The organism is Komagataeibacter nataicola (genome assembly GCF_003207795.1).
Classification (GTDB): Bacteria; Pseudomonadota; Alphaproteobacteria; order Acetobacterales; family Acetobacteraceae; genus Komagataeibacter; species Komagataeibacter nataicola.
Genome location: NZ_NIRT01000014.1, coordinates 50,468 through 65,641, shown reverse-complemented (window position 1 = coordinate 65,641; position 15,174 = coordinate 50,468). Strand labels below are relative to the sequence as shown.

16 protein-coding genes are annotated in these 15,174 nt (G+C 63.6%); 10 read left to right on the top strand and 6 right to left on the bottom strand.

The features are described 5' to 3' along the window. The first annotated feature begins 81 nt into the window (after nt 1-81). Complete coding sequence (petA, locus tag CDI09_RS09600; RefSeq protein ID WP_078527930.1) at nt 82-717, top strand: ubiquinol-cytochrome c reductase iron-sulfur subunit; 636 nt, start codon at nt 82-84, stop codon at nt 715-717. A gap of 82 nt (nt 718-799) precedes the next feature. Here petA and CDI09_RS09595 read toward each other — a convergent pair whose 3' ends face one another. The 3 genes from CDI09_RS09595 to CDI09_RS09580 form a co-directional block, all read right to left on the bottom strand. Beyond that, nucleotides 800-1,891 carry an L-dopachrome tautomerase-related protein gene (locus CDI09_RS09595; RefSeq protein ID WP_078527928.1) on the bottom strand — a complete coding sequence of 364 codons (1,092 nt, stop codon included), beginning with the start codon at nt 1,889-1,891 and terminating at the stop codon, nt 800-802. A 300-nt stretch (nt 1,892-2,191) separates the two neighbouring features. Continuing rightward, nucleotides 2,192-2,728 (bottom strand): DUF1269 domain-containing protein, encoded by a 537-nt coding sequence (locus CDI09_RS09585; protein ID WP_078525903.1) that lies wholly within the window; start codon nt 2,726-2,728, stop codon nt 2,192-2,194. Between the two features lie 133 nt (nt 2,729-2,861). Continuing rightward, nucleotides 2,862-3,596 (bottom strand): lytic transglycosylase domain-containing protein, encoded by a 735-nt coding sequence (locus tag CDI09_RS09580; RefSeq protein WP_078525901.1) that lies wholly within the window; start codon nt 3,594-3,596, stop codon nt 2,862-2,864. A gap of 122 nt (nt 3,597-3,718) precedes the next feature. Here CDI09_RS09580 and CDI09_RS09575 point away from each other — a divergent pair, with 122 nt between their 5' ends. The 6 genes from CDI09_RS09575 (at nt 3,719) to CDI09_RS09550 (ending at nt 8,177) form a co-directional block, all read left to right on the top strand. Beyond that, on the top strand, nt 3,719-3,949 hold the full coding sequence (locus CDI09_RS09575) for a hypothetical protein (protein WP_078525899.1): 231 nt from the start codon (nt 3,719-3,721) through the stop codon (nt 3,947-3,949). Then, complete coding sequence (locus tag CDI09_RS09570) at nt 3,946-4,839, top strand: TrbG/VirB9 family P-type conjugative transfer protein (RefSeq protein ID WP_078525898.1); 894 nt, start codon at nt 3,946-3,948, stop codon at nt 4,837-4,839. Before CDI09_RS09575 ends, CDI09_RS09570 begins: the two co-directional genes overlap by 4 nt. Next, nucleotides 4,836-5,807: a TrbI/VirB10 family protein gene (locus CDI09_RS09565; protein WP_078525896.1), complete on the top strand. Its 972-nt coding sequence runs from the start codon at nt 4,836-4,838 to the stop codon at nt 5,805-5,807. Before CDI09_RS09570 ends, CDI09_RS09565 begins: the two co-directional genes overlap by 4 nt. Before the next feature lie 42 nt (nt 5,808-5,849). Continuing rightward, a complete protein-coding gene (locus tag CDI09_RS09560) occupies nt 5,850-6,257 on the top strand; it encodes a hypothetical protein (protein WP_408884493.1) in 408 nt (135 codons plus the stop codon). A 239-nt stretch (nt 6,258-6,496) separates the two neighbouring features. Next, the gene (locus CDI09_RS09555) at nt 6,497-6,811 is read left to right on the top strand and encodes an antibiotic biosynthesis monooxygenase family protein (RefSeq protein ID WP_078525893.1); all 315 of its coding nucleotides are present in this window, start codon (nt 6,497-6,499) and stop codon (nt 6,809-6,811) included. 154 nt (nt 6,812-6,965) lie between these two features. Then, nucleotides 6,966-8,177, top strand: a complete 1,212-nt coding sequence (locus CDI09_RS09550) for an SMP-30/gluconolactonase/LRE family protein (RefSeq protein WP_078525892.1) — start codon at nt 6,966-6,968, stop codon at nt 8,175-8,177. Between the two features lie 104 nt (nt 8,178-8,281). Here CDI09_RS09550 and fumC read toward each other — a convergent pair whose 3' ends face one another. From fumC to CDI09_RS09535, 3 genes are all read right to left on the bottom strand, one after another. Then, nucleotides 8,282-9,736: a class II fumarate hydratase gene (gene fumC / locus CDI09_RS09545; RefSeq protein WP_078525890.1), complete on the bottom strand. Its 1,455-nt coding sequence runs from the start codon at nt 9,734-9,736 to the stop codon at nt 8,282-8,284. A gap of 165 nt (nt 9,737-9,901) precedes the next feature. Beyond that, nucleotides 9,902-12,241 (bottom strand): TonB-dependent receptor, encoded by a 2,340-nt coding sequence (locus CDI09_RS09540; RefSeq protein ID WP_078525889.1) that lies wholly within the window; start codon nt 12,239-12,241, stop codon nt 9,902-9,904. 395 nt (nt 12,242-12,636) lie between these two features. Next, nucleotides 12,637-13,266 carry a LysE family translocator gene (locus tag CDI09_RS09535; RefSeq protein ID WP_078527926.1) on the bottom strand — a complete coding sequence of 210 codons (630 nt, stop codon included), beginning with the start codon at nt 13,264-13,266 and terminating at the stop codon, nt 12,637-12,639. Nucleotides 13,267-13,378: 112 nt separating this feature from the next. Between CDI09_RS09535 and CDI09_RS18150 the strand changes: the two genes are divergently transcribed. Genes CDI09_RS18150 through CDI09_RS09525 form a run of 3 tightly spaced genes read left to right on the top strand, consistent with a single transcriptional unit; the run spans nt 13,379 to nt 15,173 of the window. Then, nucleotides 13,379-13,576, top strand: coding sequence for a hypothetical protein (locus tag CDI09_RS18150; protein ID WP_167370138.1), 198 nt, complete (start codon nt 13,379-13,381; stop codon nt 13,574-13,576). Then, nucleotides 13,540-14,301, top strand: coding sequence for a metal ABC transporter ATP-binding protein (locus tag CDI09_RS09530; protein ID WP_236944450.1), 762 nt, complete (start codon nt 13,540-13,542; stop codon nt 14,299-14,301). Before CDI09_RS18150 ends, CDI09_RS09530 begins: the two co-directional genes overlap by 37 nt. Next, on the top strand, nt 14,298-15,173 hold the full coding sequence (locus CDI09_RS09525; RefSeq protein ID WP_078527924.1) for a metal ABC transporter permease: 876 nt from the start codon (nt 14,298-14,300) through the stop codon (nt 15,171-15,173). The genes CDI09_RS09530 and CDI09_RS09525 overlap by 4 nt, the downstream gene beginning before the upstream one ends. Nucleotide 15,174: the final 1 nt, after the last annotated feature.

The window sequence follows — 15,174 nt, the reverse complement described above, 5'->3', positions numbered from 1 at the left end:
ACCGTGGCGCAGCGCGCCGGTGGCATGCTGGCGCGCTGTATCCTCTTCCTTTTGGCGGGGGAGCACGGTAAAAACATGATGATGGAAAACGCGTCGGATATACAACCCGCCCCCGGGGGGCGCCGGAATTTCCTCGGGCTTGTCACCACCGCCACGGCTGCGGCGGGTGTGGGGGCATGCCTGTGGCCTTTCCTGCAAAGTCTTGCCCCGCGTGACAGCGCCGCCGCCCACCTGCCGGTGGATGTGGACATATCCGCCCTGCCGCCAGGGCAGCAGATTGTCGTGACGTGGCAGGGCAAGCCGGTTTTCATTACCCACCGCACGCCTCAGGCGCTGGCCGTGCTGCAGGATGCGGCCCAGACCGCCCGCCTGCGCGATGGGCCATCGCACGACAACCAGCAGCCGCCCTATGCCACGAACTGGCACCGTTCGCTTGACCCGCGCTACGGCGTGGTCGTGGGCATCTGCACCCATCTGGGCTGCGTGCCTGCCTACAAACCCCTGCCCGAGGGCCGGGGCGAGGCCAGTTGGCCCGGTGGCTACGCCTGCCCGTGCCATGGCTCCAAATTCGACCTCGCAGGCCGTGTATTCCGTGGCGCGCCCGCGCCCTACAACCTGCCCGTGCCGCCTTACAGCATGCCCTCACCCACCGTCATCCGGCTGGGTGAGAACCCGGCGGGGCAGGATTTTGACTTCTCGAGCATTCTCCAGCTCTGAAAAAACCGGCAAAATTTCTGAAGAACGCCGCCTTTTTGAAAAAAAGGCGGCACCCAGAAACCTTTATTTTCATCACATGGCTTTAACGCACCGGTCTGAGGTGCAGGTCCATGGTGTAGATCGCAACCGGCAGGCGCAGGCGTGATTTTCCATCAGGCTGAAAACTGGCGGTGCGGTTGAGCTGGACTGCGGGAATCCACAACGTGCCGTGGCTGTCGATCCACATGGCATCGGCCCAGACCAGCCGTTTGTCCCGCACCAGCGTGCTGACCTTGCCCTGCGGGGTCAGGCGCAGGATACGCAGCCGGTTCACATCCGATACATACAGGTTGCCATCACCATCAATGGCCGTGCCGCCGGTGGTGGGCGTGTTGTAGAACAGCCTTACAGTGCGGGCGAGATCCTGCGCGGGCAGGTCCGGGTTTTCCAGCGCGGCGGTGGGGGCAACCCATAACGGGCCGGAACTGGGCTGGAAATAGAGTTTCGACCCATCTGGCGAAACCTCGAGCTGGTCGGCATGCACGCGGGCGGGGTGGCCGCCGGTGGTCAACAGCCGGCCCTCAGCATACATCGGGCGCTCATCGGTGGTGGAACGGTCATGGGCCAGCACGCGGCGCTGCTGGCCCGTGCGCTGGTTGACCACGATCAGGGCCGGATCGCCCGCATCGGTTACGAAAATCGTGTCATTATGAAAGCGGATGTCATCAATATAGCTGTGCTGCGTGCTGCTGGCGCGCAACGAGATGACATGCACGGGCTGCCCGGTCGTGATGTCAAAGGCCAGAAGCCGCGCGGGCGCGCCCCCCATGGGGTTGGGCGGACCGCCCACATTGGCATCGCCCGAATCCACGACCCATAACAGCCCGTCCGGCCCGATGCGCAGGGCGTTGACCCGCACGAAGGGCTGCAGGTCGTCTTTCGTGCCATCAACGTGGTTCCAGCGCGCATCGGGAAAGGCATGGGGCACACCCTGCGCATCGACCTCGGCCACACTCGGGCCACCGCCACCCCCACCCCAATACGGGAAAGAGACGAACATGCGCCCGTTATCCGCCACGGCAACGGCATTGAGCACGCGCTGCGAGGTCCAGGCCGTGTGCAGCGCCTCACGCGCGCAGGCCTGCACCGGCTGGCCCGCAAGGCCAGAGGCGAACAACGCACCCGCCACGGCCATGCCGCGCAGGGAAAGGGAAAAACCGGTGAACCGCATGCACCCACCCTATCACCCTGCGCCACAAAAGCCGTTCACGGCTACGTGTGAAAAAGCCATGACGTGCAGGCCAGGACCGGGCGTTTTCTTGCGGCCGCGGGCATCATTATTCAACTTGAAAAACAACTGACTGATAAAAGTTTTCGGGTGCCACCCTTTCGCAAAAAAGCGGCGTGATCTGAGGCTTTGTGAAAAAAGCCTCAGCAAAAAACTTTCTGGCGGGACTGTCCCCCGCAGGCGCCACGGCCATGCGGGGGCGGGTCTTCAGGCGGTGGGAGCGACTGCGGCCATCTGGCCCAGGGCCGCGCGCAGCTTGCTTTCATTGGCGGGCGAAAGCGAGGTCTGCAGCACGCGGGCGTGGCCCTTGAACTGGCTCAGGTCAGCCAGAACCTTGTCGGGCTGCGACTTGCGCACCAGCACGAACAGGGCAGACGTATTGGCGGGAATGGTCGAGCCGAGCGACTTGATGAAATTGTCATCAATGCCGTAATCGGACATCTTGCCCGCAATCGCCCCGGCGCCAGCCCCCACGATGCTGCCCGCGACAAAGCCTGCCAGCGGGTTCAGGCACAGCAGGCCAACCAGCGCGCCCCAGAACCCGCCCGAGAACAGGCCATAGGAGGCACCGACCTTTTCAAGGTTGATGCTCTGCTGCAGGTGCAGCTTGCCATCCGCCCCACGGACCACGACAACCGCGTCCTCAAGGTCAAGCAGGTATTCCTTTTCCAGCTTCTTGCATTCGGTCAGCGCGGCCGTGGCTTCGTCCTGGCTGTCAAAGCCGATAACGATCAGATCGGACATGGGATACTCCGTTGCATGCTACCGCCACGGTGGTGGCGGATTATGGATCTGATATTACATGCAAGCCGCCCATCTGCCGTGGTGGTTTTGGGCATGGCCGCCGCCTGCACGATGCAGGTCTATGCGCGGGCATTCAGTCCTGCGCGGCGGCAGGGGGCGTGAACACATCGCGCGGCGCATGCGTGAAGGCATCCTGCCCTGGCGCGCCATCGCGCTGCGGGTCGTGGCCGGGCGGGTCTGCCGGAGGTGGCGCGGGCGGCGGGGAAGCCGGTGCGCCATCGGGCGGCGCGGGCGGAGCCTCGAGGGCCGGTATCATCAGCGTTGCCGGGGAACCCGGCTGCGCCGCGCGGGCCAGCAGGCCATCAACATAGCCATTGCGCAGCCCGCGCGTGGGGCTGCCGGTATTGTAGCAGCTCAGCGCGTGGCGCAGCGCGGCCTGCGGGCTGGCCGCATCGGGCAGGGCCGCGCGGTAGCATTCATGCAGGATCAGGCTGGCCACGCGCAGGTTGCGGCATGGCTCGAGCAGGGCGGCGGGGTCCAGCCCCAGCCGCGTGGCGTTGCGGCTGTTGACCTGCAGCAGCCCTGTATCAAAATCATGCCCGTGGGCCGCCAGCCAGCGCACGGTGGCGATGGCCTCGGCCTCGCTGGCGGGTGGTCGGGGCAGGCGGTACGGACCATTGACATGAATGGCCCACGGCACGCCCGCTGATTCCTGTGCCACAACCAGCATGAGCGTGCGCGGCGCGGTATCGGGCGCGCAGCGCTGCGCAAGCGTGGCCAGAGGCAGAGCGGGCACGGCCGCCGCTACCGGCCCGGTCAGGCCGCACGAAAGCCACACAAAAAACGCGAGAAGGAACGGGCGGTGCATTTCTTCCTTCCCGGACTTGCCAATAACAGGGGGCTTTTTTATCCTTTTCGCATGCGAACGGTGTCAAGAGACGGATTTGAGCAATCGGTAGTGGGCATGTACAGGGTCGGGCCATACGGTCTGTGAGTCAGGCTGGCATTCCGTTTTCCCTGCGGCCTGCGGGCACGCGCCTGGGCATCGTGGCGATGGGCCTGCTGCTGGCGGGCTGCACGCCCCGACCGGGCCATGTCAGGCAGCCCAACATGTGGCATCTGGTGCAGGTCAACCGTACCCCGCCGCCTGAACTGTCGGGCCGGACAGCGCTCACGTCTGCCACCCCTGCTCCCCCCGCCGCACAGGATGCCCACCCATGACACCCACCCCATGGCGCATGGCAATGGTGGCGGCCCTCATGGCGCCGGTCCTGTGCCCCCAGCCTGCCGGAGCGACGGGACGCAAGAGCACCTCGCCGTATGACTATCGCATCAAGTCGGTCATCTATAACCCGCGTGATACGGTGGAAGTCGACGGCGTGGTGGGGATTGCGACCGACATCACCCTTGCCCCCGACGAGCATTACGTCACCCACGCCTTTGGCGAGGAGGGCGGCTGGTCCTTCGCCTGCCGCGAGAACCACTGCTTCATCCGCCCCAAGGCGCAGGAGAGCGACACCAACCTGACCATCGTGACCGACCGGCACACCTACCATATCCTGCTGCATTACGTGGGCGGCCGACAGGAGAAGGGGGTAGATGGCCACATGCGCACCGTCTTCGCCTCCACGCCGTGGGCGCTGGCGCAGGCCACGGTGGAGCTGACCTATATCTACCCCGATGAGGATGACGGCAAAAAGGCCGCTGCCGCGCGCGCCAGCCACATCGAGGCCGAACTGGCCGACCCGTATGGCGACGGGCCGCATAATACCGCCTATCGCCGCTCGGATGGCACGCAGGACCGGGCCATCGCACCCCTGAACGTGTGGGATGACTATCGCTTCACCTATTTCCGCTTCCCTGAAAACGGGGTGCTTCCCACGCTGTATGTCATGAACGAAAGCGGGCAGGAAACGGTGGTCAACGCCGTGGTGCTGGGGCGTGACCACAATATCCTCGCCGCCCAGATGACCGCCCGGCAATGGCGCATCCGCTACGGAAGCCTGGTGATTGGCGTGGTCAATGACGGGTTCAATCCCTCGCTGGGCAGTGCGCCGGGCGGCACCATCTCGCCCATGGTGCGCCGGGTCGTGCGTGATGGGGCATCATGAAGCACGTGGCCCCTGCCTGTGCGCTGGCGCTGTGCGCGCTGGCCAGCCCCGCCCACGCGCAGGATGCAGCCCACCTGACCCTGAAATGCCCCGGCAGCACCGTCATGGTCGACGGGCAGGGACAGGCCTCGTGCCCGCCCGCCGCGCCACCCGCACCCGCAGCAACCCCCGCGCCTGCGGTGGACAGCGCTGAAGATGCCGCCATGAAGCGCAGGCTTGGCCATGATTTCACCTTCGCAACCCCCGTGGCCGATACCACCACCCCCCCGGCGGCGACGCCCGCTGCCGCCACGGCAGCGACCAAGACCGATAACCCGCTGCTGACCCGCCTGCTGCCCGAGAGCACGCCCACCGCCCATGCCAGCCTGCTGCGCGGCCAGAACCTGATCGTGGGCAAGGGCACGCTGATCCCGTGCGGCACGATCAACGAGATCAACACCACCCTGCCCGGACTGGTCACCTGCCGGGTCAGCCATGATGTCTATTCCATCAACGGCAAGGTGCGCCTGATCGACAAGGGAGCGGTGGCGGAAGGCGAGGTGACATCCGCCCTGCAATATGGCCAGAACCGTATTTTCGTGAACTGGCTGCGCCTGCGCAACCCCGAGGGCGTGAGCATAGACCTGCTCAGCCCCGGCACCACGCCGCTTGGCGGCAGCGGGGTGAAGGGCAAGGTCAATACGCATTTCTGGGCGCGCTTTGGCGATGCGATCATGGTGTCGATCATCACCAATGTGGGGCAGATGATGGTGCAGGCCATCACCAACCTCGCCTCCAAGCCCGGCACCACCAGCATCACCACCAGCAGCGACGACACCAACTCCGTCGTCAGCCAGGTGGAAAAGATCATCCTCAGCCAGACCAGCAACGTGCCGCCCAGCCTGTATGTGCAGCAGGGCAACATGGTGCAGATCTATGTAGCGCGCGATCTCGACTTCAGCAGCGTCTATACATTGGCCGAGCAGTAACCATGGCTGCCATGTGGCGGTGCGTGAAAGCCCTGGTGAACCATGACCCCGCCCCGCGTGTTGTCTGCCCATGGGCCACCCGGCCCGCAACATGACACGAAAGGCAGGCCCATGCCCCGTTCGATGAATGATGACGACCGCCCCGGTGATGCCGGTGAAAACAAGCACGCCACAGCCCGCCATCTGGCCGAGGCCGGCCTGCGCGCCGAACGCGCGGGCGACCAGACGCGCGCCGATGAACTGTTTGATGAAGCCGAACGCACCGACCCCGAGGCGCTGGCCAACGTGCTGATGGAAAACCCCGCCCCCCGCCGCCGTGTTCCGGCACAAGGGTTTGGCGATGATGCAGGTGTTGCCCGCATGAGCCGGATGGTGGAACCCGGCTCGGACGCACCATCGCGCTCCGGTATTACCGATGAAGGCAGCGGCGCGGATTCAGAACGCCGCTGAAAGGCACCCCCCGCCTGATGAAAGGGCAGGTTGCTAGCACCTCGATACACCGCAATGTCATCACCTGACCTGCGGCACATGGCCCTTCCTCAAGGCTGTTTTTTTCGAGAAGCGTCAGAAAATGCCGCCTTTTTGAAAAAGGCGGCACCCAGAAACTTTTATCAGTTTTTTTATCAAGGGTTTATTTTCGGGCAGGGCGCAGGCAGGCTTTCAGGGCAGCTTTTGAGGAGAAGCCAGACATGTATATCGCCATGAACCGTTTCCGCATCCCGCCCGAGAACGAGGCCGAATTCCGTGAACGCTGGCTCGGCCGCGAGGTGCACCTGCGCACCGTGCCCGGTTTTGTCAGCTTCCAGTTCCTCAAGGGCCCCGCGCATGAGGACTACATCCTCTACGCCTCGCACACCGTGTGGGAATCCTATGAGGCGTTTTTAGGCTGGACCCAGTCCGAGCAGTTCCGCGCCGCCCACGCGCATGCGGGCAACCGCAAGCCGCTCATGGCGGGGCCGCCGGTGTTCGAAGGCTTTGAAGTGCTTCAGGATATTCAGAACTGAAAACCGCCTTTTTAAAAAAGCGCCCGTTTTTCCAAAGCTTTTTGAAGAAAACTTCACCACAACCTTTCAGGATCGACATTCATGCGGCGTCATCCGGCCTCTTCGGGGGTCGGGTTTTCATGTCGTGATCCATCATCATCAAAGGGAGGCCGCCATGCCGCCAGTCATCCATCCGTTCAATCCTGGCCGACGGGCCATGCTTGCCGGGGGGCTGGCCGCAGGCGGACTATGGAGCATCGGGCAATCCGCCCGGGCCGCCAGCCCCGACGGCCTGCCCCAGCCGCCCAGCGTGGTATCGAACCCGCCCCGGCAATGGGGCACTGACGCCCCCGTCACGCCCCTGCCCGACCCCGATATTCTGGTGCTTGACCCCAGCTTTGGCAATCTGGCCTACGCCAATGCCAGCCTGAAGCTGGCATGGCGCGGCGGCGGCTGGCTGGAAGGCCCGGCCTGGTGCAGCGAAGGGCGCTTCCTGCTGCTCAGTGACACCATCCGCGCCGTGCAGTACCGCTATCTGTGGGAGAACGGGGCCGTCTCGCTTTTCCGCAGCCCGTCCTATCACAGCAACGGCAACATCTTTGACAATGAAGGCCGCCTGGTCAGTTGCGAGCACGGCCTGCGCCGCGTGGTGCGCTGGGAGCATGACGGCTCATGCCGCGTGCTGGCCGACCGCTACAATGGCGCGCCGCTGAACTCGCCCAACGACCTTGCCGTCCACCCCGATGGCAGCATCTGGTTTACCGATCCGGGCTATGGCGACACGATCGTGGAGGGCCACCCCGATGCGCCGGGCAACCCCGCCAACCGCGAGGGCGTGGAGCGCTGGAACCTTGATGGCGAGGTCATGACCGAGTTTGGTGGCAGCAGGCGGCAGGAGGACCATGTCTTCCGCATCGACCCCGCCACGGGCGAGGTGAAGGCCGTGCTGACCGAAAAGCAGTTGCCCGACCCCAACGGCATTGCCTTCTCGCCCGATGGCCGGATTGTCTATGTCATTTCCGACGGGCCGGGACCGGGGCAGGATGGCCATGGCGGCGACGGGCGCATCCATGCCGCCGACGTGGCAGGCAGCGAAGTGCGCAACCTCCGCCCGTTTGCTGACATGATGCTCAACGGGCATGCAATGGTTCCCGATGGCATGCGCACCGACATTTTCGGCAATCTGTGGTGCGGGGCCAACGGGCCGCTGGGGCTGTGTGGCGTGGTGGTGTACAACCCCCACGGCCACATGATCGGGCGCATCCGCCTGCCGCGCGGGGTGTCGAACCTGACCTTTGGCGGCCCCAAGCGCGATGTGGTGTTCATGTGCGCGGGCGATACGCTGTTCACGCTGCAGGTCAACACGCAGGGGGCTGCGCCCTCTTAGAAACCTGCCTTAAAAAATAAAAGTTTTTGGGTGCCGCCTTTTTTCAAAAAGGCGGCGTTCTTCGAAGCTTTTTGAAAAAAGCTTCACCAAAAACTTTTATCCGCTCAGGCGCCGCCCACGCCCTTGCCCACCATGTCGAGCGGGCGGACCAGCCGGTCAAAGGTTGCGCCATCGACAAAGCCGGAGGCCAATGCGGCTTCACGCAGGCTGATGTCATGCTCCATGGCCTGATGCGCAATGGCGGAAGCGCGATCGTAACCGATCTCGGGGCTGAGGGCGGTAACCAGCATGACCGAACCCGCCACGTAAGCATCAATGCGCTTGCGGTTGAGCGTGGTGCCCTCCACTGAAAACACACGGAAGTTGTGGCAGCCATCGGCCAGGATGCGGATGGCATGCAGCACATTGGCCACGATCACCGGGCGCATCACGTTCAGGTCAAGCTGGCCCTGACTGCCCGCAAACGCCACCGTGGCGTCATTGCCAAGCACCTGCGTGCAGATCATCACCATCGCCTCGCACTGGGTCGGGTTGACCTTGCCGGGCATGATGGAGGAGCCGGGTTCGTTTTCCGGCAGGTGCAGTTCACCCAGCCCGCAGCGCGGGCCGGAGCCGAGCAGGCGCATGTCATTGGCGATCTTGAGCAGGGTTACGGCCACCCCGCGCAGCCCGGCGGAAGCCCGCACCATGGCATCCAGCCCGCCAAGCGCCGCGAATTTGTTGGGCGCGGTGACAAAGGGCTTATCGGTCAGGGTAGCGATGCGCTTTGCTATGGCGCGGCTGAAGCCCGGCGGCGCGTTCAGCCCCGTGCCCACCGCCGTGCCGCCCGCCGCAAGCTGCAACAGACCCGGCCGCGCGGCCTCGACCGCCTCAAGCGCATCTTCAAGCTGCTGCGCCCAGCCCGACCATTCCTGCCCCACCGTAAGCGGCACGGCATCCTGCAAATGGGTGCGGCCAATCTTGACCACCTGCATCCATTCCTCTGCCTTGCTGCGCAGGCTTTCAATCAGTTCACGCACGCGCGGCAGCAGGCGGCTGTCGATTTCCAGCAAGGTGGCGACATGCATGGCAGTGGGAAACGAGTCATTGCTCGACTGCCCCATGTTCACGTCATCATTGGGGTGAACCGGACTTTTGGAACCGACCGTGCCGCCAAGGCACTGGATGGCGCGATTTGCGATCACCTCGTTCACGTTCATGTTCGTCTGGGTGCCCGATCCGGTCTGCCAGACAAAGAGCGGGAATTCGGAATCGAGCTTGCCCGCAATCACTTCATCAGCCACGCGGCTGATGGCGTCGGCCTTCCATTGCGGCATGCGCCCGTCGGCGGCATTGACCTGGGCCGCCGCCTTTTTCACGATGCCGTAGGCATGACAGACCTCGATGGGCATATGATCGCGCCCGATCGAGAAATGCACGAGGCTGCGCTGCGTCTGGGCACCCCAGTAATGGCTGGCGGGCACGTCAATCGCGCCCATCGAGTCCTTCTCGCGCCGGGTGCCGGTGGCATCGAGCCTGATGGGGCAGTCGGTGAATGTCGGGGTCGTGGGTTCGGTCATGGTGGCGTTCCTTCCCTTATGGTTGAAGGGAATATGGGCACACCACCTGCCTTTCGCGCCCCTGCCCGCCATCACAAGCGGGTGCGCGGCACTTCTTGAAAAGAATGCCGCCTTTTTGAAAAAAGGCGGCACCCAAAAACTTTTACTGTTTTTTGTGCAGCGTTTTCAGAAGTCGGCTTCCAGTGTGAAGTGGAAGGCGCGCGGCATGCCGGCATAGGCGGCGCTGCCACTGTTGAGCGACGCGGCCGTCGGATCCTTGGTCGTAACACCCGCACTCGAGACCGTGCCGTTATAGACCGAGGACCAGTACCGCTCATTGGCCACGTTCGTTACGCCAAAGCGCGCCATCCACGGGTGCTTCGCCGCACGGAACGGATAACGCAGGCCCATATCCAGCGTTACGTAGGAACCGGCATAGGTCGAATTCGTAATATCCGCCGCGCGGCGGCCCGTGTAATGCACGTTGGCATTGACCGCCAGACCATTGAGGGCAAAGCCACGCGGGAACGGAATGCGGTAATCCATCAGCGCATTGGCCTGCAGCGGGGCCACACCCACAACTTCCTTGTTGTTGAGGGCGGCAAAGGCTGCATGGGTCACCTCGGCATCGATCCAGGTCATGCCGCCAATAACCGACAGGCGGGGCGTGATGTGGCCCATGGCCTGGAACTCCACGCCATAATTACGCTGCATGCCAAAATTGCCATACAGCGTGTTGCTGCCTTCATAGAAGGCATAGCTACGCGTGGCGCGGAAACCCGCCACGTTGAACTGCATCTGGCGCCACTGCATCTTGTAGCCCACCTCATATTCCTCGCTATGCACGGGGGAGGTAAGGCCATTGGCGTTGAGCGCGTCGGCTGGGGCGGTTGTGCCCGCCTGCAGCGAGCGGCCATAGGTGAAATAGGCGGTCTGGTTGTCGGTCGGCTTGTAAACCAGGCTGGCCATGGGGCTGAAGGCCGCATTGGCGCGGCTGTTGGTGGTCGCACCCTTGGCCAGATGCGTTGTGGTGACGGTATAACCGTTTTCGATGCTCGTAGTGTTCTTCTCGGCCGTCGTGGTGCCGGTGGCGTCCTGATCCAGCCAGCTCCATGCCAGCGTGCCCATGACCGACCAGTGCTTGTTGAAATGCACCGTATCGCCCAGAATCATCGACTGGTAGCGCACGTACTGCGATTCATACTTGCCGTTGTAATAGGGCTGCGGACCATTGGGCGCCACGGTGGGGTTATAGAGCGAACCCGACTTGACGGCCGTATAGCTCTGCCCGCTCAGCGGGTTGTAGCCGCCTTCCATGTAGCCATTGGTGCCAATGACCAGATCATGCCTGATGAAGCCCGTGCGCACATGACCATTGATATAGGCCATGTTACTGCCGACCTTGAAGTCATTGACCGTGGTGGCGGCGGAGAGGGACTGCGTATAGCCACCGGAGTTGTTAATCAGCGAGTCGGCTGATTCAAACACCTGCCGCCCGGAATCCTGGTAAAGCCCGCCGATGACGAAGCTCCAGTTATCATTGATCCGGTGCCTGAGCTTGGCGAGGAAGACGTTGTTCTCGGAATTGTAGCCCGAATATTCCTGGCCCATATGGGGCTTGCCCAGGTCAGGGGCGGTGGGCAGCTGGTAGCCCTTGAGGTTGACGCCCGCGGGCATGCCGCGCTCATCGAACGTGTAATGGCTGGCATCAAGCTCCAGCACGGTATCGCGATCAAAATGGATATCGAAATCGGCGCTGACCATGTTACGGCGCACCCAGCTGTCCTGCACATAGGACGTGCCATCGCCATGCAGCAGGTTGATGCGGTAGCCAAACCAGCCATGCCTGCCCGCGCGGCCTGATGCATCGACGTTTTCCATCAGCGTGCCAACGGAATCCACACCCACCACAAGGCGGTTGATGCGCTCGTCGGTCGGGCGCTTGAGGCCGTATTCGAACGTACCCGCCGGGTTCTGGGGCCCGTACATGGCGCCGGCAAGGCCGTTGAGCACCTGCACGTTGTCAAACTGCTCGGCGGCATAGGGCGTAACCGTAAAGGCGTTCAGCCCGTCGATGCGGCTGTTGGAGATCACATCCGCCTCGAACCCGCGTGACTGCGGGCGGCTGGTGCCGGGATCGGCGCGCGTTTCAAGCTGCACAGACGGAATGTACTGCATCAGGTCGTTGATGTTACGCGCCTGCTGGTTGACGATCACGTCATGCGGCACGGTCATGATCGACATGGGCGTATCAAGCGTGCGGCGCGTGCCAAGCGGGCCGAGATTGGCCATCTTTTTATTATAGTTGGCCGCGGCACCCGCCACCATGCGGTGGTGGCCGATCACGGTCATTTCCTCCGCATTGGCGGAGCCTACGGCATTATCGGTGGCAGCGGTGCTTTTGGCGGTCGAGAGGGCTTTTTTGCCTTTGTCCGCATCCGTGCCCTGTGCGTAAGCGGAGGGGATGAGCAGTGCGCCAAGACTGGCCGAAAGCATCCACGCCATACCTGCGGTCATTCTGGCCATGCTGGTTCCATTTCGTTAGCCATTTTGAACATGTATGGCCGTATATAACCCACCTGCCGCAGCGTCTATATCAGCATAAATATATTAATCACGTAATCGTCACATAGCGCATGACTGTGTCCTTATAGATACAGATGTCTATATATGACTGTATATAGATGCGCCTACTTTACTGATGACCCCGCTTTTGCAGAAAGCATAGCCCGATGCTGCACAACTATATGGAATCGATACTGAAACACACATGCCGCCCGAAGTGTTTCCACAAAGCTGCACCGCAATACCGGACAAAGGCAAAATGGCGCGGGCCCTGTCAGCCACCCTGCCCGCATTCCATCAGGCAGAAAGTGCCACCGAGAACATTCATCCCATAAGCTGTCTTAAAATCAGGCTACCTAGACCCGCGTCAGCAGCAGCATGGCGCCGAACCCCATGAACACCAGCCCGGTCACAATACCAAAGACCCGCCGCACCGCCGGCCTGCGCAGCCATGCCGACAGCATGCGCCCGCCGCCTGCATAAACCAGGTACCAGAACGCCTCCACCAGCACGAAGGTCACAACCAGCAGCACATATTGCGGCATGTGCGGGACGGCGGGATTGACGAACTGCGGCAGGAAGGCCGCCGCAAACAGCAGCAGCTTGGGGTTGCTGATGCCGGTCAGGAATCCATCACGGAACAGGTCATGCCATGCGGCGGGCGGCCACGCATCCGCCGCCTGCGCGCCCTCGCCTTCAGTGTCGCGCGCCATCCACACCCGCACGCCCAGAAACACCAGATACGCCGCCCCCATTACGCGCAGCACCGCAAACAGCCGGGGCGACGTTGCCAGCACGCCCGCCATGCCCGCGAGTGAGGCGCACACCACCAGCACAATGGCCAGCATGCACCCCGCCATGACCCCCGTGCTGCGCAGCAGGCCCTGGCGCACGCTGATGGACATGACATGCATCATGTTCGGCCCCGGCATGGCCGAGAGCAGGAAGGCGGTCGCGGCAAACAGCAGCCATGTATGAAAGCTCACCCGTTCCACCCCGATCGTGTCATGCGCATGGCGTAACAATGCAGCCTTCGCTTGACGGATGGCAAGCCTGTGCTGTAAACGGATGTTATATTATAACACTTTGGGCGTTCCCATGCCATTCCCGTCCCCGTCTGCCGCCCGCCATGCCCCGCAGGACAGCACCACGACAATGCCCCACCCTGCCCCCGGAGCACCAACGCCCCTGCCGCTTACATGGATGGCCCGCGCGGGGTGGCAGCGTCTGGTGTGCATGGCGCTGCCCTGCGGCCTGTTATGGGGGCTGGTGGCCTGGGCCGTGGCCCAGCCATGAGCTATGGCGCCATCGGGCTGGATGATGCGGGGGTCACGCTGCACGGCACGCCGGTATGGCAGCATGTAACCGGCAGCTTCCCACCCGGCAGCATGACCGCCATCGCGGGCGCCAATGGCGCGGGCAAGTCCACCCTGCTGCGCGCCATACTTGGCGAGGTGCCGCTTGCGGCGGGCAGGATTACGCTTGGCGGGCTGCGCGCGCAGGATTTTGGCTACCTGCCGCAGGCCCGCATCATTGACCGCGCCTTTCCCATCAGTGTTACGGACATGGTGCTCAGTGGCGCATGGCGGCAGACCGGGGCCTTTGGTGCCGCAGGCCGCACGGTGCGCCAGCGCGCGGCCGATGCGCTGCGCCGCGTGGGGCTGGAGAAACAGGCCGGGCGCATGATCGACGCACTCTCGGCAGGGCAGTTCCAGCGCCTTCTGTTCGCGCGCCTGCTCATGACCGATGCCACCGTCATCATGCTCGATGAACCGTTCACGGCGCTGGATGCCCCCACCACGCAGGACCTGCTGGCACTGGTGCGTGAATGGCACGCGCAGGGCCGCACCATCATCGCCGTGCTGCATGACATGCACCAGATCCGCACCTGTTTTCCGCATGTGGTGCTGCTGTCAGGCGGGCAGGCCATCTGGGGCGAGACCGCCCGCATCCTCACGCCCGGCATGCTGCAACGCGCCTATGACACGCCGCAGCCCACATGGGCAGGCAGCCCGGCATGAGCATACTGGCCGGGTTGTGGGAGCCGTTCGCCACTTTTGGCTTCATGCGCCGCGCACTGGTGGCCTCCATCACGCTGGGCATGGGGGCGGGGCCGGTCGGCGTGCTGCTGCAACTGCGCCGCATGAGCCTGATTGGCGATGCGATGAGCCACGCCATCCTGCCCGGTGCCGCCATAGGCTTTCTGGCGGCGGGCGGGCTGTCACTTACGGCCATGGGGCTGGGCGGCATCGCGGCGGGGCTGGGGGTGGCGCTGCTGGCGGGGCTGGTCAGCCGCCGCACGCACCTGGCGGAAGATGCGAGCTTTGCCAGTTTCTACCTCACATCACTGGCGCTGGGCGTGCTGATCGTCTCGGCGCGGGGGTCGAATATCGACCTGCTGCACGTGCTGTTCGGCACCATCCTCGCCATTGACGGGCCTGCCCTGTACCTGATGGCGGGCATCACCACGCTCAGCCTGTTCCTGCTCTCCTTCATCTGGCGGCCACTGGTCATGGAATGCGTCGATCCCGGCTTCATGCGCATGACCGGCAGCCGGGGCGCGCTGTACCACATGGTGTTCCTGTTCCTCGTGGTCATCAACCTCGTGGCCGGGTTTGAAGCCCTGGGCACGCTCATGTCGGTCGGCATGATGATGGTGCCCGCCGCCACCGCGCGGCTGTGGACGCGCCGCCTCGTGCCCATGATGGCGCTCTCGGCCATGGTGGGCATGCTGGCGGGCTTTACGGGGCTGCTCGTGTCCTACCATTTCCGGCTGGCGGCGGGGCCGTGCATCATCCTGACCTGCTCGGCCGCCTACCTTTTCTCCCTTATCGCCTCCCCCGTCGGCATCCGCGCGGGTGGTGGTGGTTCATCCCCTTTCCGGAGTCACTGAC